The sequence below is a fragment of the [Rhizobium] kunmingense genome (assembly GCF_977018605.1).
Window position 1 is genome coordinate 1344664 of sequence record NZ_CDRNXG010000001.1, and the last position, 21821, is coordinate 1366484.

The window sequence follows — 21821 nt, forward strand, 5'->3', positions numbered from 1 at the left end:
ATGGCAGACAAAGGCAAGACCCCGTCCACTGACGTTGCGACCAGCAGCCGACTTCGCTCGCGCGCCTGGTTCGACAACCCGGACAATATCGATATGACCGCGCTCTATCTGGAGCGTTACATGAACTTCGGTCTGAGCCAGGCCGAACTTCAGTCCGGTCGCCCGATCATCGGCATCGCGCAGACGGGGTCGGATCTTTCGCCCTGCAACCGCCATCACCTTGAGCTTGCGACGCGCCTGCGCGAGGGCATTCGCGAGGCGGGCGGCATCGCCATCGAATTCCCGGTCCACCCGATCCAGGAAACAGGAAAGCGTCCGACTGCCGGCCTCGATCGCAACCTCGCCTATCTCGGTCTCGTCGAAGTGCTCTACGGCTATCCGCTCGACGCCGTCGTCCTGACCATCGGCTGCGACAAGACCACGCCGGCCTGTCTTATGGCCGCGGCAACCGTCAACATTCCGTCGATCGCCCTGTCGGTCGGCCCGATGCTGAACGGCTGGTTCCGCGGCGAGCGCACCGGGTCGGGCACGATCGTCTGGAAGGCGCGCGAACTTCTCGCCAAGGGCGAGATCGATTATGCCGGCTTCGTCAAGCTGGTCGCCTCCTCGGCGCCGTCCACCGGTTACTGCAACACGATGGGCACGGCGACGACGATGAACTCGCTTGCCGAAGCGCTCGGCATGCAGCTTCCGGGCTCGGCGGCCATTCCGGCGCCCTATCGCGATCGTCAGGAAGTCGCTTATCTGACCGGCCTGCGCATCGTCGAAATGGTCAAGGAAGACCTCAAGCCGTCGGACATTCTGACGAAAGACGCGTTCATCAACGCGATCCGCGTCAACTCGGCCATCGGCGGCTCGACCAATGCGCCGATCCATCTGAACGCGCTTGCCCGCCATATCGGCGTCGAACTGACCGTCGACGACTGGCAGACCTATGGCGAAGAGGTTCCGCTTCTCGTCAACCTGCAGCCGGCCGGCGAGTATCTGGGCGAAGACTATTATCATGCCGGCGGTGTTCCGGCGGTCGTCAACCAGCTGATGCGCCAGGGCCTGATCAAGGAAGACGCGATCACCGTCAATGGCAAGACGATGGGTGACAATTGCCGCGGCGCGATCATCGAGGATGAAAACGTCATCAAGCCTTACGAGAAGCCGCTCAAGGAGCGCGCCGGCTTCCGCGTGCTGCGCGGCAACCTGTTCTCGTCGGCGATCATGAAGACCAGCGTCATCTCGCCGGAATTCCGCGAGCGCTACCTGTCCAACCCGAAGGACCCGATGGCCTTCGAGGGCAAGGCGGTCGTGTTCGACGGTCCGGAGGATTATCACCACCGCATCGACGATCCGTCGCTCGGCATCGACGAGCACACGGTCCTGTTCATGCGCGGCGCCGGGCCGATCGGCTATCCGGGGGCTGCCGAAGTCGTCAACATGCGTGCACCGGACTATCTCCTGAAACGCGGGATCAGCTCGCTCGCCTGTATCGGTGATGGTCGCCAGTCCGGCACGTCGGGCAGCCCGTCCATCCTCAATGCGTCTCCTGAAGCTGCTGCCGGGGGTGGTCTCGCATTGTTGAAGACCGGAGACCGGGTACGCATTGACCTTGGCCGCGGGGAAGCGAATATTCTGATTTCCGAGGAGGAGTTGAATAGCCGTCGCCGTGAGCTGGAGGCAAGTGGCGGCTATCAGTATCCCAAGCATCAGACGCCGTGGCAGGAAATCCAGCGCGGTATCGTCGGCCAGATGGAGACCGGTGCGGTTCTGGAACCGGCGGTCAAGTACCAGCGCATCGCACAGACCGAAGGTCTGCCGCGCGACAATCACTGATCCGGAAAGGGCGCAGGGTGCGCCCACCGGGTCGTGAGGGGAGGCGAGGAGCCTCCCCGGGATAACACGGCGCTCAATTGTGGGCGCCTTGAACGGAGGAGTACATTATGAATCTATTTAGAACCGCGACTATCGCTACAATCATGGCGGGCATGGCGTTCGCTGCTCCCGCCTTTTCGCAGGACAAGGGACTTGTCGGCGTCGCCATGCCGACCAAGTCTTCCGCCCGCTGGATCGCCGACGGCGACAACATGATCAAGGTTCTGCAGGAGCGCGGCTACCAGACCGATCTGCAGTATGCCGAAGACGACATTCCGAACCAGCTCTCGCAGATCGAGAACATGATCACCAAGGGTGCCAAGGTTCTCGTCGTCGCTTCGATCGACGGCACGACGCTGTCGGACGTGCTGCAGCAGGCTGCAGACCAGGACATCAAGGTCATCGCCTATGACCGCCTGATCCGCGATACGCCGAACGTCAGCTACTATGCGACTTTCGACAACTTCCAGGTCGGCGTGCTGCAGGCAACAACGCTGGTCAAGGCTCTGAAGGCCGATACCGAAGCGGGTCCGTTCAACATCGAACTCTTCGGCGGTTCGCCGGACGATAACAACGCCTACTTCTTCTATGACGGCGCCATGAGCGTTCTCCAGCCGCTGATCGACAAGGGCACGCTCGTCGTCGGCTCCGGCCAGACCGGCATGGACAAGGTCGCCACCCTTCGCTGGGACCCGGCAACCGCCCAGGCCCGCATGGACGCGATCCTCTCCTCGACCTATTCCGACAAGAAGCTGAACGCCGTTCTGTCGCCTTATGACGGCCTGTCGATCGGCATCATCTCGTCGGTCAAGGGCGTCGGCTACGGCTCGGGCGACATGCCGATGCCGTTCGTGTCGGGTCAGGATGCGGAAGTGCCCTCGGTCAAGTCGATCATTGCCGGTGAGCAGTATTCGACCATCTTCAAGGACACGCGCGACCTCGCCAAGGTCACTGTCGACATGGTCGATGCCGTCATGAGCGGCAAGGAGCCCGAGGTCAACGACACCAAGACCTACAATAACGGCGTCAAGGTCGTTCCGTCCTACCTCCTTAAGCCGGTTGCCATCGACAAGACCAACTGGAAGACGCTTGTCGACGCCGGTTATTACACCGAAGACCAGCTGAAGTAATCGTCCGGAAGGCCGCGCGGCAACCTGCCGCGCGGCCCATTTCTTTATTGGGAGTCGGTCATGATTGATCCCGTATTATCCGCTGCGCAAAAACCGCCCATTCTCGAAATGCGGGGTATTTCGAAGAGTTTCGGCGCCGTGAAGGCGCTTACCGATGTCAGCTTTACCGTCAACGAAGGCGAAATCCACGCGCTTGTCGGCGAGAACGGTGCCGGCAAGTCGACGCTGATGAAGGTCCTGTCGGGGGTTTACCCGCATGGTTCCTACGACGGCTCGATCCTCTACGACGGAGAGGAGCGGCATTTCCGCGATATCAACGATTCCGAAAAGCTCGGCATCATCATCATTCACCAGGAGCTGGCGCTCATTCCGCTGATGTCGATCGCGGAAAACATCTTTCTCGCCAATGCGCCTTCCAAGTTCGGCGTGATCGACCGCGACCAGCGCTATGTCCGCACCCGCGAGCTGCTTGCCAAGGTGGGGTTGACCGAGGCGCCGGAAACGCTGATCACCAATCTGGGTGTCGGCAAGCAGCAGCTGGTGGAAATCGCCAAGGCGCTGTCGAAGGACGTGCGCCTGCTGATCCTCGACGAGCCGACCGCGTCGCTCAACGAGACCGACAGTGCCGCACTTCTGGAGCTTCTGAAGGAATTCCGCCGCCGCGGAATTACCTCGATCATGATCAGCCACAAGCTGAACGAGATCACCGAAGTCGCCGACCGCATCACTGTCCTGCGAGATGGCCGCACCGTCGGCACGCTCGATTGCCACGAGGGTGCAGTCGACGAGGACGAGATCGTTCGCCGCATGGTCGACCGCGATCTGGAAAGCCGCTATCCGAAACGTACGCCGAAGATCGGCGACGTGATCTTCGAAGTCGACAACTGGTCGGTCTATCACCCGCAGCATTCCTCGCGTCAGGTCGTCAAGAATGTGTCGATGAAGGTGAGGGCGGGTGAGGTCGTCGGCATATCGGGCCTAATGGGCGCGGGGCGCACCGAATTCGCCATGAGTGTGTTCGGCAGGACCTATGGCCGCGACATTACCGGTACCGTGAAGGTTCATGGCAAGGAGGCCGATACCTCCGATGTCCACCGGGCGATCAAGGCGGGCCTTGCCTATGTCACAGAAGACCGCAAGCATCTCGGCCTCATTCTGGCGGAAGACATCCGCAAGAATGTCTCGCTCGCGCATCTCGGCGGCGTTTCGACGACCGGCGTGATCGATGACATCAAGGAAATGAAGGTTGCGCAGGAGTTCCGCACGCGCATGCGGATCCGCAGCCACAACGTCTTTCAGGAAACGGGAAAGCTTTCCGGCGGTAACCAGCAGAAGGTGGTTCTGTCGAAATGGCTGTTTACCGGCCCCGATATCCTGATCCTCGACGAGCCGACGCGCGGTATCGATGTCGGCGCGAAATACGAAATCTATTCCATCATCAACGAACTTGCGGATGCCGGCAAAGCCGTCGTCGTGATCTCGTCGGAAATGCCGGAACTGATCGGCACCTGCGACAGGATCATGGTGATGCATGAAGGTGAATTCGTCGGCGAAGTGGCCGGCGAAGAGGCAACGCAGGAAAATATCATGCGCGCCATCATGCGCCGCAAAGCGAGGGACTAATGAGCACCCCCCAGACAACAGCCGCAGCACCCCAGCGAGGAACAGGCTTCTGGAAGGAAAACCTGCGCGAATACGGCATGCTGATCTCGCTCGTCGTGATCGTCATATTCTTCCAGATCGCCACCGGCGGCATTCTGCTCCGCCCGCTCAACATCACCAACATCATCCTGCAGAACAGCTATATCGTCATCATGGCGCTTGGCATGCTGATGGTGATCGTGACGGGCCATATCGACCTGTCGGTCGGTTCCGTCGCGGGCTTCGTCGGTGCGGTGGCGGCCATGCTGATGGTCACCTATGGGTTAGATTTCGCCACCGCGAGCGTGCTTTGCCTCATCCTGGGTGGCCTGATCGGTGCGACACAGGGCTTCTGGGTCGCCTATTTCAAGATACCGTCCTTCATCGTCACGCTCGCCGGCATGCTGGTCTTCCGCGGGCTGATGATCGCGGTGCTAAGCGGTCGCTCTATCGGTCCCTTCGACCCGACCTTCCAGCGGCTGTCTTCCGGCTTCATCCCGGAGCTGATCTCGTCGGAGGGCGGTCTCTACCTGACGTCCTTCGTCATCGGCCTGGTCCTTGCCGGATTTCTCGTCTGGCAAAATTTCAAAAGCCGCTCGCGCCGCATCGCGCATGACGTGGAGAGCGAGCCCTTCGGCTTCTTCGTTGCCAAGAACGTCCTCGTCTTCGCGGCCATCGGCTTCGTCGCCTACCTGATCTCCTCGCATCGCGGCCTGCCGAACGTGCTGATCATCATGGCCGTCCTGATCGCCGCTTATGGTTTCTTCACAAACCGCACGATCATCGGCCGGCAGATCTACGCCGTCGGCGGCAACGCGCGCGCGGCCGAGCTTTCCGGCATCAAGACCAACCGGCTGGTGTTCTGGACCTTCGTCAACATGGGCGTGCTGGCGGCTCTCGCCGGTCTCGTCGTCGCGGCCCGCCTCAACAGCGCCACACCAAAGGCCGGCACCGGCTTCGAACTCGACGTCATCGCCGCCTGCTTCATCGGTGGTGCGTCGGCCTATGGCGGTGTCGGCAAGGTGACCGGCGCGGTCATCGGCGCCTTCCTGATGGGCGTGATGAACAACGGCATGTCGATCCTCGGCATCGGCATCGATTACCAGCAGGTGATCAAGGGCCTCGTGCTGCTCGGCGCCGTTTGCGTCGATGTCTACAACCACCGTCGTTGATCGAGGCTCAGCAGCGGATAAGGGGAGGGGCGCGCGGGCGCCCTTTCTCGTTTCACAGACGGTGTCTGCGCCCTTGCCAGGCGCGAGAAACGGCGAGAACTGCCATTGAAGATGCGTGATGAATGAAGCACGATTGCAGCTGCGGCTTCGACACACTTAAGCCGTGATCCGGTTGCTCTACGCTATTCACCTTAACGCTTGTCTTCGGGGCAAAGCATATCATGACGTCTGCAAGTCATTCAGGCCGTATCCGCGACTTCTTCCAGGCCCATCGGGGCGTCATCGTCTCCCTCGTCGTTCTGCTCGTTTTCGGCTTTACCGCCTTCGCGATCTACAGCCTGACGACAGAGGTGCGCTACGGCGAGGTCGTTGCAGCTCTTGCCGCCACCAGCTGGTGGTCGATCGCACTCGCCATCCTCTTCACTGCGCTCAGCTTTGCGGCGCTGACCGGATATGATCTCAACGCGCTCTCCTATATCGGCCGAAAGCTGCCGCCAGTGCCGGTGGCGATGACGGCGTTCAGCGCCTATGCGGTCGGTAATACGGCCGGCTTTGGTGCGCTGAGCGGTGGTGCCATCCGCTTCCGCGGCTACTCCCGGCTTGGGCTGTCACCGGAAGATATCGGCCGCGTGATTGCCTTCGTCACCTTTGCCTTCGGCTTCGGTCTGCTGGCCGTGTCGGCGATCGCCTGCCTGGTCACCGCGCCCAGGATCGGCGAGATCGTCGGGCTGGGCGAGGTCACTATCCGCATTATCGCGCTCATCGTCATTGCGGCGCTTGTTGCACTGGTCTTCATCGGTCGCGACGGGCGAAAGCTGAGCATCGGCAAGGTCGAGATCAGGCTTCCCGATACGCGGACATGCTCGCAGCAGTTCCTGATTACCGCGCTCGATATCTCGGCGTCTGCCTCGGTGCTCTACGTATTGTTGCCTCAGACCGAGATCGGCTGGCCGTCTTTCCTCGCCATTTATGCGGCGGCTGTCACGGCCGGCGTCATCAGCCATGTGCCGGCCGGCCTTGGCGTGTTCGAAACGGTTATCGTGGCGGCACTCGGCTCGTCGCTGAGCATCGACCAGATCCTCGGCAGCCTCGTCCTCTACCGGCTGATCTATCACGTCCTGCCGCTGATCGTCGCGACGCTTTTTGTCATCGGGCTTGAGGTGCAGGAACTGTCGCGACACCCGGTCGCGTCGACCTTGCGCAAGCTGGAATTCCGTCTGGCACCGTTGCTGATTGCCGCCTTCGCCCTGATTGCGGGCGCCATGCTGGTTCTGTCCAGCGTTACGCCGACACCCGACACCAATCTCGATCTGCTCGGCAACTTCATGCCGTTGCCACTGGTCGAAGGCGCGCATTTTCTCTCCAGCGTCATAGGCATCATGCTGTTCGTTTCCGCCCGCGGGCTTGCGCAGAGGCTGGACGGCGCCTGGTGGACTGCCGTCGTTTGTACGGCGCTCGGCTTGCTGTTTTCGCTGGTCAAGGCACTTGCCTTGTTCGAGGCGGTGTTTCTCGCCGTGCTTCTGGTCGGATTGCTGCTCAGTGGACGCCAGTTCAGCCGGCCTGCCTCGATGCTGCGCCAGGCGCTGACGCCGCCGTGGATCGTGGCCATGGTCATTCTGGTTGCGGCGGCGACGACCATTCTGTTCTTCGTCTATCGCGAGGTCGATTACAGCCGCGAACTCTGGTGGCAGTTCGAGCTGTCGGCGGAGGCCCCGCGCGGACTGCGCGCCATACTCGGCATCGCCATCGTGGCCGCCGTCGTATCGATCTTCAGCCTGCTGCGCCCCGCCGTACAGCGCTCGCGGCCGGCCACCGAGGATGACTTGGTGCAGGCAACCGAGATCGCCATGACGCAGAACTTCGCCGATGCCAATCTGGTGCGCATGGGCGACAAGCGGCTGATGTTTTCCGAGAGCGGCAGGGCCTTCATCATGTATGGCATCCAGGGCCGCTCGTGGATCGCTCTGTTCGATCCGGTCGGCCCGGCCGATGAGGTGGCCGAACTGGTCTGGCGGTTCGTCGAGGAAGCGCGCACCGGCGGCGGGCGGGCGGTCTTCTACCAGATCTCTCCGCCGCTTCTTGCCCAATGCACCGATGCCGGTATGCGGGCCTTCAGGCTTGGTGAACTTGCGGTCGTCGATCTTGCAGGCTTCGAGCTGAAGGGTAGCCGGCTTGCCGGGCTCAGGCAGGCGATCAACAAGGGTGTTCGCGACGGGTTGGAATTTTCAATGCTGCAGCCGGCCGATGTGGCGGCGCATCTTGATGCGTTGCGACATGTTTCCGATAGCTGGCTCGACGAGCACAATACGCGGGAAAAGACGTTTTCGCTTGGTGCGTTTCGCGATGACTACATTCTCGCTCAACCGGTTGCCGTGCTGCGCAAGGAAGGCCGGATCGTCGCTTTCGCGACGCTTGCCGTTACCGATACGAAACAGGAAGGCACGGTCGACCTGATGCGCTTTGCGCCGGACGCGCCGAAGGGATCGATGGATTTCCTTTTCGTGCGGATCATGGAATATCTGCGTGACGAAGGCTTTTCGCAGTTCAACCTCGGCATGGCACCACTGTCCGGCATGGCCCAGCGCGAGGCGGCACCGGCCTGGGATCGTATCGGCAGCGTGATCTTCGAACACGGCGAGCGCTTCTATAATTTCAAGGGCCTCAAGGCCTTCAAGTCAAAGTTCCACCCGCGGTGGGAGCCGCGCTATCTTGCGGTCTCGGGCATCGGTCCGGCGGTCGCCATGATGGACGCGACGCTTCTGATCGGCGGCGGATTGAGGGGAGTGGTCGGCAAATGAAACTGCATCTTGCCCTTGGATGGACACTGGTGCTGGCGGCGGCAGTCAATCCCTGCCTGGTGTCCGGCGCAAACGCGCAGCAGACCTCACCGCAGGAGCCGGCCTATCGTACCGGCATGATCGTATCGCCGCATATCTATCTTCCGCCCAACCTGCAACAGGGGCAGGATCTTTCGGCGATGATCTTTCTCGTCTCCGACAAGCAGGGCTGGAATGCTGCTGATGAAGCAGAAGCGAAGGCGTTGACGGAAGGCGGTGCGGCGGTCGTCGGCATCGACTATCCGTCCTATATCCAGTCGCTCGGCCAGGATGCCGGCGACTGCATCTACATGGTCTCCGATATCGAGGATCTGTCCCAGCAGGTGCAGCGCCGTATCGGCAACAGCGATTACCGTCACCCGATCCTTGCCGGTGCCGGCGATGGCGGTGCGCTGGCTTTGGCGATGATCGCGCAAAGCCCGAAGGCGACGATCGGCGGGGCGATCGCTGTTGATCCCATCGAAGGCGTGCCGCTCAAGAAACAGCTCTGCACACCGGCCGAAAAACGGGTGACGGATACCGGCATCGTCTATGGGCTGACCGATGGACCGTTGCCGGCGCCCGTCACCATCGCGTTCACGCCCGATGCAGACCAGCCGGGCAAGGTGCATGCTCTGTCGCTCAAGCAGGCCCATGCCGACATCACGGTCAAGGAGACTTCGGACGATGCCGCAGACTATCTGTCGACCTGGCTGCAGAACCAGCTTGTCGCGGCAAAGCCGGAGGGCGCGCTCGACCTGCCGCTGACGGTGCTTGCGGCCAATCCGCAGTCGGGGCCACAGTCGGGACCGTTTTCCGATACGATGGCGATCGTCTATTCCGGCGATGGCGGCTGGCGTGATCTCGACAGTGAACTCGGGCAGTATCTGCAGTCGCAGGGGGTGCCGACCGTCGGCGTCGACTCGCTGCGCTATTTCTGGGCCAAGCGGACGCCGCAGGAAACGGCCAAGGATCTGCAGAGCATCATCGATACCTATTCAGCCCAGTGGAATGTCTCGAATGTCGTGCTCGTCGGTTATTCCTTCGGCGCGGATATCCTGCCTGCCGCCTATAACCAGTTGCCGAAGGCGACGAAGCGGCGCGTCAAGCAGCTGTCGCTTCTGGCGCTGTCACGGCAGGTGGATTACGAGATCTCGGTCACCGGCTGGCTCGGCGTCGAAGGCGAAGGAGCCGGAGGCAAGACGCTCGACGATATCGCCAAAATCCGCAGCAGCCTCGTCCAGTGCATCTACGGCACACAGGAGGATGATGATCCGTGCCCGGACCTGAAGGCCTCGGGTGTGGAAACGGTGCCGATCGATGGCGGGCATCATTTCGACGAGGATTATCAGGCACTCGGCAAGCGGGTTCTGGACAGTCTGCAGAAACGCCTGACGCGCTGAGATTCATTCTTGGTGCCATGCCGCCCACGCTTTCGTGAACAGGCCACTTGAGTTTCCGTGAATGCGGGTTTAAATCTCGGCGACCAGGACCGGGCCCCTCTGACAGTTCACTCGTGAAGCTGTGATGTCGGACTGGATTGCCAACTTCGGTGCCTGGTGTCGTGATGGTGTTGGTCAGACGGTGATGCGTTCCGGTCCCTTGCCCGGAGCCTTGCGGCTGGCGGTCATCAGGACATGAGGCATCCCATCTTAAGATAGGGTGTCGTATGATGGATTTCCTGACGCCGGATGCGCTTAGCGCGCTCCTGCAAGTTATTATGATCGACCTGGTTCTGGCAGGCGATAATGCGATTGTCATCGGCCTTGCCGCTGCCGGTCTTCCCAAGGAACTGCGCGCAAAGGCCATTCTGGTCGGTATCATTGCAGCAACCGTTCTTCGTATCTTCTTCGCGGCCATTACCCAGCAGCTGCTGGCCATGGGCGGCACGGTTCTCGTCGCCGGCGGTATCCTGCTTCTCTATGTGTCGTGGAAGATGTGGCGTGAATTGCGCACACCGCACCAGCACGAGGAAGCTGCAGAAGAGGCGCTGGAATCTGCCGACATCAACAAGGATGGCACGGTTGCCGGCGGCGCGCCGAAAAAGACCTTCGCCCAGGCCGCCTGGCAGATCGTCGTCGCCGACGTCTCCATGTCGCTTGACAACGTGCTTGCCGTGGCCGGTGCCGCGGGCGACCACGAATGGGTCCTGATCGTCGGTCTCGGCCTCTCGATCGCGCTCATGGGTCTCGCTGCGACCTTCATCGCTCGCCTGCTCAACCGCCATCGCTGGATCGCCTATGTCGGTCTCGTCATCATCCTCTACGTGGCGCTGGAAATGATCTTCAACGGCACGACGGCCCTGTGGCCGAATGCCTTCGACGGCATTCCCTTCCTTGGCAGCGAAGGCGCAGCAGTCACGGCTCCGGCCGATGCGCCGGCAGCCAGCCCGGCCCCGGCAGCACCCGCTGCGCCGGCACCCGCCAACTAAGCGGTTTTCCGCACTTGAAAACATTGCGGCGCGATCTTCGGATCGCGCCGTTTTCATTTGAATCTTCCAAGATTGCGCGTAGCGCCGCCGGTCAGGCGCTCTTGAGCTGTTGCGCGCTGTGGCGCTCGTTCACCCATTCGGCGCTCGGGCGAATGCCGCCGAGCGGGAAGACATGGATCTGTTCGATCAGGCTCTGAGGGTTTTCAGCCTTGTAGGCTGCGATGTCGGCGAGGAACTCGTCCGGTACATAAGGTGTCAGCAGCTTGCTGAGGTCGAGTGCACGTTTCTGCAACACGCCGAGCGAGGGGCCGACGCCGCAGGAGATCGCGAATTTGATCAGCGTCTGAAGCTTGGTTGGGCCGGTCACGCCAAGATGGATCGGCAGTTTTACGCCGGCGGCGGCAATCCGTTCCGCCCAGAGGATCACCGGCTTGGCGTCGAAGGCGAACTGCGTGACGATCGCCATGTCCGCCTCGCTGCGTTCCGACCATGCCTGCTTGAACTTCAACGCCTCGTCGACCAGAAGCGTCGTGCCGTCCGGGTCGATATCCCTGTTACCTTCCGGGTGCCCGGCGACATGCAGGCGCTTGAAGCCGAAGCGGTCGAAGAGGCCGGTTTCGAGCAGATGCAGAGAGCTTGCGAGATCGCCTGCCGGCGATGCGACCCCGCCTGCCAGAAGCAGGGCCTGGCTGACGCCTGCCTCGTTGGCATAACGGCTCAGCCAATCCTCCAGCATCGCTTTGCCATGGATGCTGCGCGCCGGGATATGCGGCATGACGGCATAGCCTTCATCCGTCAGCCGACGCGCTGTCGCGACCATGTCCTCGATCGGGGTGCCGTCGATATGGGCGATATAGACGCGCGTGCCGATGGGGAGAAAGGCGCGAAAATCCTCGATCTTGGCCGCGGTGCGCGGCATGACCTCGATCGAATAGCCGCCGAGGAGCGGGCCGAAGCCCTGAGGCGCCGGCTTGTCGGTCGCACGCTTGCTTTTGAACACGTTCAGAATTGCCATATCGACTGCCTTCTACATCACAAGACTGTCTTTCCGCCACAGCTTCAAGAGGCGCGTATCGGCATTCTTGGCACAGCTTTTCGGAGAGCAGTTTTCTCGCTGCGCCACTTTTGGTTTGAATTGCTCCGTTTGCGACGGCGATCAGGATCGTTGACAAGCGTGAATTGACATTGGACAACAACCTATCCGATGGCTGCCACGGGGGGACTTGTTGATGTCTAGGCGCGCGTTCTTCGGCTTTTCAGCTTTGCTGGTTTCGTCTCTTGTTGTCGCAACACCGCTTCTGGCGCAGGAGCGAAGGATCGAAACGACGATCGATGGCGATTATCTCGGTTTTGATTTGAGGACCGTCAAGAACGTCGGTCAGGACCAGTGCGAGACGGCTTGCATAGGCGACAACCAGTGCCGCGCCTTCACCTACAACGTCAAGGCCAGATGGTGTTTCCTCAAGTCCGACCATGGCCCGCTGAACGCCTTTTCCGGTGCGGTTGCCGGCAAGATCGTCGAGGTGGCAGCGCAGCTGGATATCGGTGCACCGCCGCGTCTTTCGTTCCTGTCGGATGACATGCTGACCCAGGCGCGGGAGCAGAAGGATGGGCTGGCGCTGGGCGACAACCAGCAGGGATACGGCATCGAGACCCTCAAGACGATTGCCCAGAACGAGCTTCTCTCCGGGCGGGTGGATACAGCGATCTACAATTACAAAGGCGCGCTGTCGCTGACGCCGGATGACGGCGATCTATGGATCGCACTTGCCCGCGCCGCCGCCGTCGGTGTCAATAACAGCAGCGCTGACAGTGAAGGCACGCTTGCTGCCATCAACGGCTATCTTCTTTCTCGCAGCACAGAGGTCCGCGCCGATGCACTTGCTGTGCTCGGCGCGGCACTTGCCAAGCAGCAGAATTATCGCCCGGCACTCACAGCCTACAAGCAGAGCCTGGCGCTCGTCAGCGCCCGCACCGTGCAGGCGACCTATAACGACCTGCGTGAACGCCAGGGGTTTCGTGTCTCCGGCAACACGGTCGATGCCGACAGCGCCAATCCGCGCGCATGCGTGCAGTTTTCCGAACCACTGGTGAAGGCCGGTATCGACTACGCGCCCTTCGTGACGCTCGACGGTCAGGCGCCGAAGGCGATGGAAGCGAAGGACAACCAGATCTGCGTCGAAGGTCTGGTGCATGGCCAGCGCTACAAGCTGTCGCTGCGTCGTGGCCTGCCATCTTCGGTCGACGAGCCGCTGCCGGTTCAGGTCGATCTGGAGGTCTATGTGAAGGACCGCTCGCCGATGGTGCGGTTCACCGGCGACAGCTTCGTGCTGCCATCGACCGCGCGCCGCGGCATTCCGATCGTTTCGGTCAACACCGAACGGGCCAACCTGAAGCTTTACCGGATCGGTGACCGCAATATCGCGCCGCTTCTTACCAATTCCCAGTTCCTCACCCAGATGAGCGGCTATAGCGCCGACCGGATCGAGCAGGAGAACGGCGAAGTCGTCTGGCAGGGTACGATCGATCTCGGTCAGGAGCTCAACCGGGATGTGACCACAAGCTTCCCGGTCGACGAGGCGCTGCCGGAACGCAAGCCTGGCGTCTATGTACTGACGGCATCTGCCGCCAATGCCGTCAGTCAGGAATGGGACAACAAGGCGACGCAATGGTTCGTCGTGTCCGATATAGGGCTTACCACCTATGCCGGCACGGACGGGCTCAACGTGTTTGCGCGTTCGCTCGGTTCGGCAAAGCCCATCGCGGGTGTGGATCTGCAATTGCTGGCGAAGAACAACGAGATCCTCGGCACGGCGAAGACCGATGCTGATGGCCGGGCGACCTTTACCGCCGGTCTGATGCGCGGCACCGCCGCCATGGTGCCGGCCGTGCTGACGGCGCAAGGCGGGGCCGAAAGCGGCGGTGCGGACTATGTCTTTCTCGACATGACCCGCGCCGGTTTCGATCTTTCCGATCGCGGCGTCACAGGTCGCCCGGCACCGGGTGCTATCGACCTTCTTTCCTGGACCGAGCGCGGCATCTACCGCCCCGGCGAAGTGGTTCATGCCAGTGCGCTTGCCCGCAATGTCGATGCGACCGCCATCGAAAACCTGCCGCTCACCTTCGTTTTCCTGCGCCCTGACGGTGTAGAAGACCGGCGCATGGTGAGGACCGGCAATATCGGCGGCTATACGCTCGACCTCGTCCTGCAGGACACATCCATGCGCGGCACCTGGACGATGCAGGTGTTTACCGATCCCAAGGGTTCGTCGATCGGCGAGAAGACGTTTCTGGTCGATGATTTCGTGCCGGATCGCATCGAATTCGACATGGCCAGTGAAGCAAAGGAGATCGTCGTCGGCGATGCGGCTTCGGTGACCATCGACGGTCGTTATCTCTACGGTGCGCCTGCTGCCGGCCTCGGTCTTGAAGGCGAGATTGCGTTGAAGCCGACGCGGGAAAACGCAGCTTTCCCCGGCTACCAATTCGGCCTTGCCGACGAGGAGGAAACCGAAACCGTGCGCATTCCGCTTGATGCCCTGGGCGAGACGGATGAAGAGGGCAAGGCGGTCTTCGACGCGGATGTTGCCGAACTGCCGTCGACCACCAAGCTCATCAATGCGGATATCGTCGTACGCATGCAGGAGACGGGTGGACGGGCGATCGAACGCAACCTGTCGCTGCCGGTAAAATCCGATGGCTCGCGGATCGGCATAAAACCTGAATTCTCAGGCGACCTGCCCGAAGGTGCGGTGGGCAATTTCAACGTCATCCTCATCGACGATGCCGGTAGCAGGCAAGCGATAGCTGGTCTTGCATGGAAGCTCATCAAGGTCGATCAGGATTACCAGTGGTATCGCGACGGAAATTCCTGGCGTTACGAACCGATCACCCGCACACGACAGGTTTCGAACGGTACCGTCGACGTGACAGCGGACGGTGGGCGGATCGCCGTTCCGGTCGAATGGGGGCGCTACCGGCTGGAGGTCGAAACGGCGGATATCGGCGGCCCGGCCTCCAGCGTCGAGTTCGATGCCGGCTGGTTCGTCACTGCCACATCGACCGAAACGCCGGATGCACTGGAAATCGCGCTCGACAAGCCGAGTTATGTGGTTGGCGATACGGCAAGATTGAAGGTCGCCTCGCGCCATGCCGGCGAGCTGATGGTGATGGCGGGATCCGAGGAGCTTATTACCGTCCAGACCGCCAGCATTTCCGAGAATGGCGGTGAGGTGGAAATCCCCGTTACCGCCGATTGGGGAGCCGGCGCCTACGTCACTGCGACGCTATACCGTCCGGGCGAGGCGCGCGAAAGCCGCATGCCGATGCGGGCAATCGGCATAACCTGGCTGAAAGTCGATCCGGCAGCGCGGGACCTCTCGATCGCCATCGACGCCCCGGAAAAGACCGTGCCGCGCCAGCCGCTGGATATCTCGCTGCAGGTGGCGGGTGCGGGTGTGAATGAGGATGCCTACGTCACGGTTGCAGCCGTCGATGTCGGCATATTGAACCTCACCCGTTACGAGCCGCCCGCGCCCGACGACTGGTACTTCGGCCAGCGCCGCCTGGGGCTCGAAATTCGCGATATTTACGGCCGACTGATCGACGGTTCGCTCGGCGCGACCGGGCGGTTGCGGACCGGCGGTGACGGCGGCAGCATGGCGCTGCAGGCCAGTCCGCCGAAGGAAAAGCTCGTTGCCTTCTTCTCCGGTCCGGTGAAGCTGGACGCCGAGGGCCGAGCAAACGTCTCCTTCGATATTCCGCAGTTCAACGGCACGGCGCGGGTCATGGCCGTGGCCTGGTCGAAATCCGGTGTCGGGCACGGCGTCAAGGATGTCGTTATCCGCGATCCGATCGTCATCACTGCCAGCCTGCCGCGTTTTCTGGCACCCGGAGACGACAGCAATCTGCGGCTCGATATCGCCAACACCGATGGGCCTGCCGGTGTTTACGATCTTACCGTCGAAACCAGCGATGCGGTGGCCGTCGGCCAAAGCGCCATCAAGCCGGTGGAACTGGCGGCCGGGGCCAAGACAAGCGTGACGCTGCCGCTCGTCGGCATCGAACCGGGGGATGGGGCGGTATCGGTACGGCTTGCCAATGCGACCGGGCTGTCGGTCGATCAGGTGCTCAACATCCCGGTGCGCCCGGCGGCGATGCCGGTGACGGAGCGCCGGCTGGTGGAGCTTCGGCCGGGTGCAAGCGTCATCATCGACAGCGACCTGCTTGCCGACAGCGTGCTTCAGGGCGCTTCCGTCAGCGTCAATGTCAGCCGCTCCAACGCCTTCGACATTCCGGCGCTGCTGATGAGCCTCGACCGCTACCCTTACGGCTGCGCCGAGCAGACGACGAGCCGGGCGCTGCCAATGCTCTATCTCAGCGAAATGGCCGTGCAGAATGGGCTAGCCGACGATGCCGAGGTGAAGAAGCGCGTACAGGAGGCGATCTATCGCGTGCTCTCCTTCCAGGCGTCCGCCGGCAGTTTCGGCCTGTGGGGACCGGATGGCGCGGGCAGCGATCTCTGGCTGGATGCCTATGTGAGCGACTTCCTGTCGCGTGCACGCGAACAGGGGTATGACGTGCCGGAGAAGCCTCTGGTTCAGGCGCTGGAGAACCTGCAGAACACGCTTTCCTACACGACGAACGTGCGCGATCAGGGCAACCAGATCGCCTATGCGCTCTATGTGCTTGCGCGTAACCGCAAGGCTGCCATCAGTGATCTGCGCTATTATGCCGATACGATGCTTGGCGATTTTCCGACGCCGCTCGCCAGGGCGCATATCGCGGCGGCACTTTCGCTCTATGGCGACGGGCAGCGCTCGCAGGCGATTTTCGGCAATGCGTTGCAGATGACCGAGGCTGCACAGATCCATAAGGTGAGCCTCGCCCGATCCGACTATGGCTCGTCGCTGCGCGACGGCGCCGCCGTTCTGGCGCTTGCCGCCGAAAGCCGCCCGGTGCCGCCGATCGTTCCGGCGCTTGCCGATGTGGTCGCCAAGGAATGGGGACAGAAGAAATACACCAGCACGCAGGAACAGACCTGGATGCTGCTTGCCGCCCGTGCCTTGCAGAATGGCGACGAAGGCCTGCGTTTGAGCGTCAACGGTGCCGGCCATACCGGCGTGCTGATGTCGCAGATGGCGGGTGATGTTCTGCTCGATCATCCGCTGACGGTGCGCAACGACAGCAGCGATGCGCTGTCCGCAGCGATCACGACGGTGGCCGCACCGGCAACACCGCTGTCCGCCGGGGGCGACGGGTTCGAGATATCCCGGTCCTACTACACGATGGAGGGCGAGGAAGCGAATGTCAGCGCAGCGCGTCAGAACGAGCGCTATGTCGTCGTGCTGACCGTGACGGAGACCAATGACTGGCCGTCGCGCATCGTCGTGACCGATCTGCTGCCGGCCGGTTTCGAGATCGACAATCCAAGCATCGTCAACAGCGCCAACCTGTCCAATTTCGACTGGATCGACGAGGTGCAGGCCGCCCATACGGAGTTCCGCAATGACCGTTTCATGGCAGCCTTCGATCGTTCGCAAGGCGACAACCGGCAGATCACGCTGGCCTATGTAGTGCGCGCCGTCACGCCCGGCGTCTACGATCATCCGGCGGCACAGGTGGACGACATGTATCGCCCGCAATTTTCGGCACGGACGGCTTTGGGCAAGATGGAGGTTTTGGCGGCGGAGTGACGGGTATTGCTTGTCACCCTCTGCATCCGCGGTGGGCCTCACCATCACCCAGTAAACGGGGCGACGGGACGTGGTTTGCGCAGGGTTGGAGAGGGGGGCAGGTCGCGGCATCGGTCCTTCTCCCCGTTCATGGGGAGAAGATGGCGGCTGCCGGATGAGGGGCGGGCGCTGCAAGGATTTCGATGCATGATTGAAAAACGGACAACAGAAGAACCCGCATGAAGCGCAGGTGGACATTCTCGATCGGTCTCGGGACCTGCCTCGTCCTGGCGGGTGCGGCATGGCTCGGCCTCGAATGGGCCGATCGCGCCTATCCGCCGCCGCTTGAAAATGCCACCATCGTTTCGCGCGAAGTGCTGGATGCCGATGGCGAATTGCTGCGTGCTTTCGCTACCCCTGAGGGGCGCTGGCGGCTGAAAACCAATATCGAAGATGTGGATCCGCGCTTTATCGAGATGCTGATCGCCTATGAAGACCGCCGGTTCTACCAGCATGGCGGTATCGATCCCGTCGCGATCGGCCGTGCGGCGCTGCAGCTTGTCGTGAATGGTCGGGTCGTATCCGGCGCGTCGACATTGTCCATGCAGGTAGCGCGGCTGATCGAGCCGCGTGAGACGCGGTCGTTTTCGGCCAAGCTGCTGCAGCTCGCTCGTGCGCTGCAGCTCGAGCGGCGCCTCGGCAAGGACGACATTCTGCGGCTGTATCTCACCCACGCGCCTTATGGCGGTAATCTGGAAGGTGTTCGGGCCGCAAGCCTCGCATGGTTCGGCAAGGAGCCGAGGCGGCTGACGGTAGCGGAAGCTGCTCTTCTCGTCGCCCTGCCGCAGTCGCCGGAAAGCCGCCGCCCCGACCGCCGTCCCAAGGCTGCGCTTGCCGCACGCGAGCGCGTGCTTGCCCGCCCTGCCGTGGCGCAGGTGACCGGCGAAGGCGAGGCGGAACGCGCCGCTCACGACGCGATGCCGCAGGTGCGGCTGCAACTGCCGGTCCATGCCGCCCATCTGGCCGAGGCGGCGATCCGCAGAGAGCCTGGAAGGCAAGACTATCGCAGCACGCTGAAGCGCCCGATCCAGCAGAGGCTGGAAGAGGTCGCCCGCGAAGCCTCGGCCAAGCTCGCGCCAAAGGTTTCGGTGGCGATGGTGATGGCGGATGCCGTGACAGGCGAGATCGTCGGCGAGGTGGGATCCGCGGATTATTTCGATGCGGGACGCTCGGGCTTCATCGACATGACGCGCCGATTGCGCTCTCCCGGTTCGACGTTGAAGCCGTTTATCTATGGTCTTGCCTTCGAACAGGGGCTCGTCTCACAGGAGACGATGATCGAGGATCGCCCTGCGGACTTCTTCGGTTACCGGCCAAAGAACTTCGACATGAACTATCAGGGCGACGTGACGGTAAGACAGGCGCTGCAACTGTCGCTCAACGTGCCGGCGGTCAGGCTGCTCGATGCTGTCGGACCGTCGCGGCTGATGATCCGTTTCCGCCGCGCCGGTGTGCACCCGGTCCTGCCGCTAAGCGAAGCGCCGGGGCTGGCAATCGGGCTTGGCGGGGTCGGCATCACGCTCAAGGATCTGGTGCAGGCCTATGCGGCACTCGCCAATGGTGGCCAGCCGATCCGTATCGGCAACGGTATCGACGAACAGCCCGCCATGCTCGACAACGAGCCGATGCTCGAGCGGCAGGCGATCTGGAATGTCACGGACATCCTGTCCGATGTGCTTCCACCGACCGGCAGCCGAAGGCTCGGCATCGCCTACAAGACCGGTACCAGCTACGGTTATCGCGATGCCTGGTCGGTGGGCTATGACGGGCGCCATGTGCTCGGTGTCTGGGTCGGGCGGCCGGATAATGGCGCGGTGCCGGATATCGCCGGCTACCAGACGGCTGCGCCGATCCTGTTCGAGGCCTTTGCCCGTTCGGGCGTGCCCTTCACGCCGCATCCCTCCGCTCCGGCAGGTACCATGCGGCTGGCGCAATCCGATCTGCCGATTGGGCAGCGCCGGTTTGCGGTGACGGCGGGTGGGTTGATCCGCTCGTCCGCGCAGGACGCCGCGCCGCAGATCGTCTACCCGCCGGAAGGTGCGAAGGTCGATCTCGGAGCCCTGTCGGGAGATATTTCGCCGCTCGTGCTTAAACTCCACGGTGGGCGCCCGCCATTCCGATGGCTCGCCAACGGCAAGCCGCTCGTCGATCTTTCCCGTCGGCGCACCAATCAGTGGCTGCCTGAGGGGGCAGGGTTCTCGACACTGACTGTGATCGACGCGGCCGGTAGGGCTGCGACGGTGAGGGTGTTTGTCGAATAAAAAAGACCGGAAAGATTTCTCCTCCCGGTCTTAAAACTCAAATTCGTGTGGCGAGCCTTAAGCTGCCGAAGCGGCCTTTTTCGCCGCAACACGCGCCCGGATCGATTCTACATCTGCCTTAGGCGTCGCCTTGAACAGGGTCTGTGTATATTCGTGCTTCGGCGCCGAGAACACCTCGTCACGCGTGCCGTATTCCACCGCTTCGCCAAAATACATCACCATTACCTCGTCGGCGATGTAGCGCACGACGGACAGGTCGTGGCTGATGAAGACATAGGTCAGGTCGAATTCGTCCTGAAGGTCGGCGAGCAGGTTCAGAACCTGGGCCTGGACCGAGAGGTCGAGTGCCGAGACCGGCTCGTCGAGTACGAGCAGCTTCGGGTTCATCATCAGTGCGCGCGCGATCGCGATACGCTGACGCTGGCCGCCGGAGAACATGTGCGGGTAGCGGTTGTAGTGTTCCGGGCCGAGGCCGACCTTGATCAGCATTTCGGTGGCGCGGTTGCGGCGCTCGGCGGCCGACAGGTCGGTGTTGATCGCCAGCGGCTCACCCAGGACGTCGCCAATCTTCTGGCGGGGATTGAGCGAGCCATACGGGTTCTGAAAGATGATCTGAACCTTCTGGCGCATTTCAGGGGTCAGATGGCCCGGACGCGTATCCATCTTCTTGCCGTCGATGATCAGCTCACCCGAGGTCGGCTCGTCGATGAAGGTGATCATGCGCGCCAGCGTGGACTTGCCGCAGCCGCTCTCGCCGACGATTGCCAGCGTCTTGCCGCGCTCCAGCTTGAAGGAAACGCCCTTTACCGCATGAAGGGTCTTCTTCGGCTTCATGAATCCGGCCGGCAGTTCGTAATCGCGCTTGATGTCGCGCACTTCGAGCATGGTGTCGGTGGTCTTGATGTCGCTCATGCCGATGCTCCTGCAGAAGGTGCCGGTTCCGGGTTGCCGTCGAAGAAGGCGGACACCGTGGTCAGGCGGTCGCCGGTGGCGTTTTCAGGCAGGGCTGCCAGAAGCGCCTTCGTGTAGTTGCTCTTCGGGTTCTCGAAGAGGGACAGCACATCGGCCTCCTCCATCTTGCGGCCCTTGTACTGCACGACGACGCGGTCGGCAGTCTCGGCGACCACGCCCATGTCATGGGTGATCATGATCAGGCCCATGCCGGTGCGCGCCTGCAGGTCCATGATGAGATCAAGGATCTGCTTCTGGATCGTCACGTCGAGCGCGGTTGTCGGCTCGTCGGCGATCAGGAGTTTCGGATTGCAGGCGATGGCGATGGCGATCATCACGCGCTGGCACTGGCCGCCCGACATCTGGTGCGGGTAGGCGTTCATCCGCTCTTCCGGGTTCGGCAATCCGACCTGCTTGAACAGTTCGATGGCGCGGGCGCGGCGATCCTTTTTGTTGAGGCCGAGATGGATGCGCAGCACTTCCTCGATCTGGAAGCCCACCGTGAAGCACGGGTTGAGGCTGGCGATCGGCTCCTGGAAGATCATCGCGATATCCTTGCCGATCAGCTTGCGTCGTTCGGCCGGCGAGAACTTCTGGATATCCTTGCCTTCGAACAGCATGCGGTCGGCCGTGATCTTCGCCGTCCAGGGCAGAAGGCCCATGACGGCGAGCATGGATACGGACTTGCCCGAACCCGATTCGCCGACGATTGCGAGAACCTCGGCCTTGTCGACAGAGATCGAGACGCCGTCGACGGCCTTGAACCAGCCGGTTGCGGTTTCGAATTCGACGGTGAGATTGTCGATTTGCAGGAGCGACATG

12 protein-coding genes are annotated in these 21821 nt (G+C 62.1%); 9 read left to right on the forward strand and 3 right to left on the reverse strand.

Annotated elements, in window-relative coordinates; all coding sequences use genetic code 11:
• From AC0JZ4_RS06595 to AC0JZ4_RS06625, 7 genes are all read left to right on the forward strand, one after another.
• Positions 1-1824: an IlvD/Edd family dehydratase gene (locus AC0JZ4_RS06595; protein ID WP_471885606.1), complete on the forward strand. Its 1824-nt coding sequence runs from the start codon at positions 1-3 to the stop codon at positions 1822-1824.
• A gap of 107 nt (positions 1825-1931) precedes the next feature.
• Positions 1932-2993 carry a multiple monosaccharide ABC transporter substrate-binding protein gene (chvE, locus tag AC0JZ4_RS06600; RefSeq protein WP_471885607.1) on the forward strand — a complete coding sequence of 354 codons (1062 nt, stop codon included), beginning with the start codon at positions 1932-1934 and terminating at the stop codon, positions 2991-2993.
• Positions 2994-3053: 60 nt separating this feature from the next.
• Positions 3054-4616: a multiple monosaccharide ABC transporter ATP-binding protein gene (gene mmsA / locus AC0JZ4_RS06605; RefSeq protein WP_471885608.1), complete on the forward strand. Its 1563-nt coding sequence runs from the start codon at positions 3054-3056 to the stop codon at positions 4614-4616.
• Positions 4616-5806, forward strand: a complete 1191-nt coding sequence (gene mmsB, locus AC0JZ4_RS06610; RefSeq protein WP_471885609.1) for a multiple monosaccharide ABC transporter permease — start codon at positions 4616-4618, stop codon at positions 5804-5806. The genes mmsA and mmsB overlap by 1 nt, the downstream gene beginning before the upstream one ends.
• A gap of 221 nt (positions 5807-6027) precedes the next feature.
• The gene (mprF, locus tag AC0JZ4_RS06615; protein ID WP_471885610.1) at positions 6028-8604 is read left to right on the forward strand and encodes a bifunctional lysylphosphatidylglycerol flippase/synthetase MprF; all 2577 of its coding nucleotides are present in this window, start codon (positions 6028-6030) and stop codon (positions 8602-8604) included.
• Positions 8601-10025 (forward strand): virulence factor family protein, encoded by a 1425-nt coding sequence (locus tag AC0JZ4_RS06620; RefSeq protein ID WP_471885611.1) that lies wholly within the window; start codon positions 8601-8603, stop codon positions 10023-10025. Before mprF ends, AC0JZ4_RS06620 begins: the two co-directional genes overlap by 4 nt.
• Before the next feature lie 266 nt (positions 10026-10291).
• Complete coding sequence (locus AC0JZ4_RS06625; RefSeq protein ID WP_471885612.1) at positions 10292-11053, forward strand: TerC family protein; 762 nt, start codon at positions 10292-10294, stop codon at positions 11051-11053.
• Positions 11054-11144: 91 nt separating this feature from the next.
• Here AC0JZ4_RS06625 and AC0JZ4_RS06630 read toward each other — a convergent pair whose 3' ends face one another.
• On the reverse strand, positions 11145-12068 hold the full coding sequence (locus tag AC0JZ4_RS06630; protein WP_471885613.1) for a methylenetetrahydrofolate reductase: 924 nt from the start codon (positions 12066-12068) through the stop codon (positions 11145-11147).
• Positions 12069-12282: 214 nt separating this feature from the next.
• Between AC0JZ4_RS06630 and AC0JZ4_RS06635 the strand changes: the two genes are divergently transcribed.
• A complete protein-coding gene (locus tag AC0JZ4_RS06635; protein ID WP_471885614.1) occupies positions 12283-17748 on the forward strand; it encodes an alpha-2-macroglobulin family protein in 5466 nt (1821 codons plus the stop codon).
• Between the two features lie 218 nt (positions 17749-17966).
• A complete protein-coding gene (pbpC, locus tag AC0JZ4_RS06640) occupies positions 17967-20048 on the forward strand; it encodes a penicillin-binding protein 1C (RefSeq protein ID WP_471885615.1) in 2082 nt (693 codons plus the stop codon).
• A gap of 57 nt (positions 20049-20105) precedes the next feature.
• Here pbpC and AC0JZ4_RS06645 read toward each other — a convergent pair whose 3' ends face one another.
• Positions 20106-20960, reverse strand: a complete 855-nt coding sequence (locus tag AC0JZ4_RS06645; protein ID WP_471885616.1) for a dipeptide ABC transporter ATP-binding protein — start codon at positions 20958-20960, stop codon at positions 20106-20108.
• Positions 20957-21820 (reverse strand): ABC transporter ATP-binding protein, encoded by an 864-nt coding sequence (locus tag AC0JZ4_RS06650; RefSeq protein ID WP_471885617.1) that lies wholly within the window; start codon positions 21818-21820, stop codon positions 20957-20959. Before AC0JZ4_RS06650 ends, AC0JZ4_RS06645 begins: the two co-directional genes overlap by 4 nt.
• Between the last annotated feature and the right edge of the window lies 1 nt (position 21821).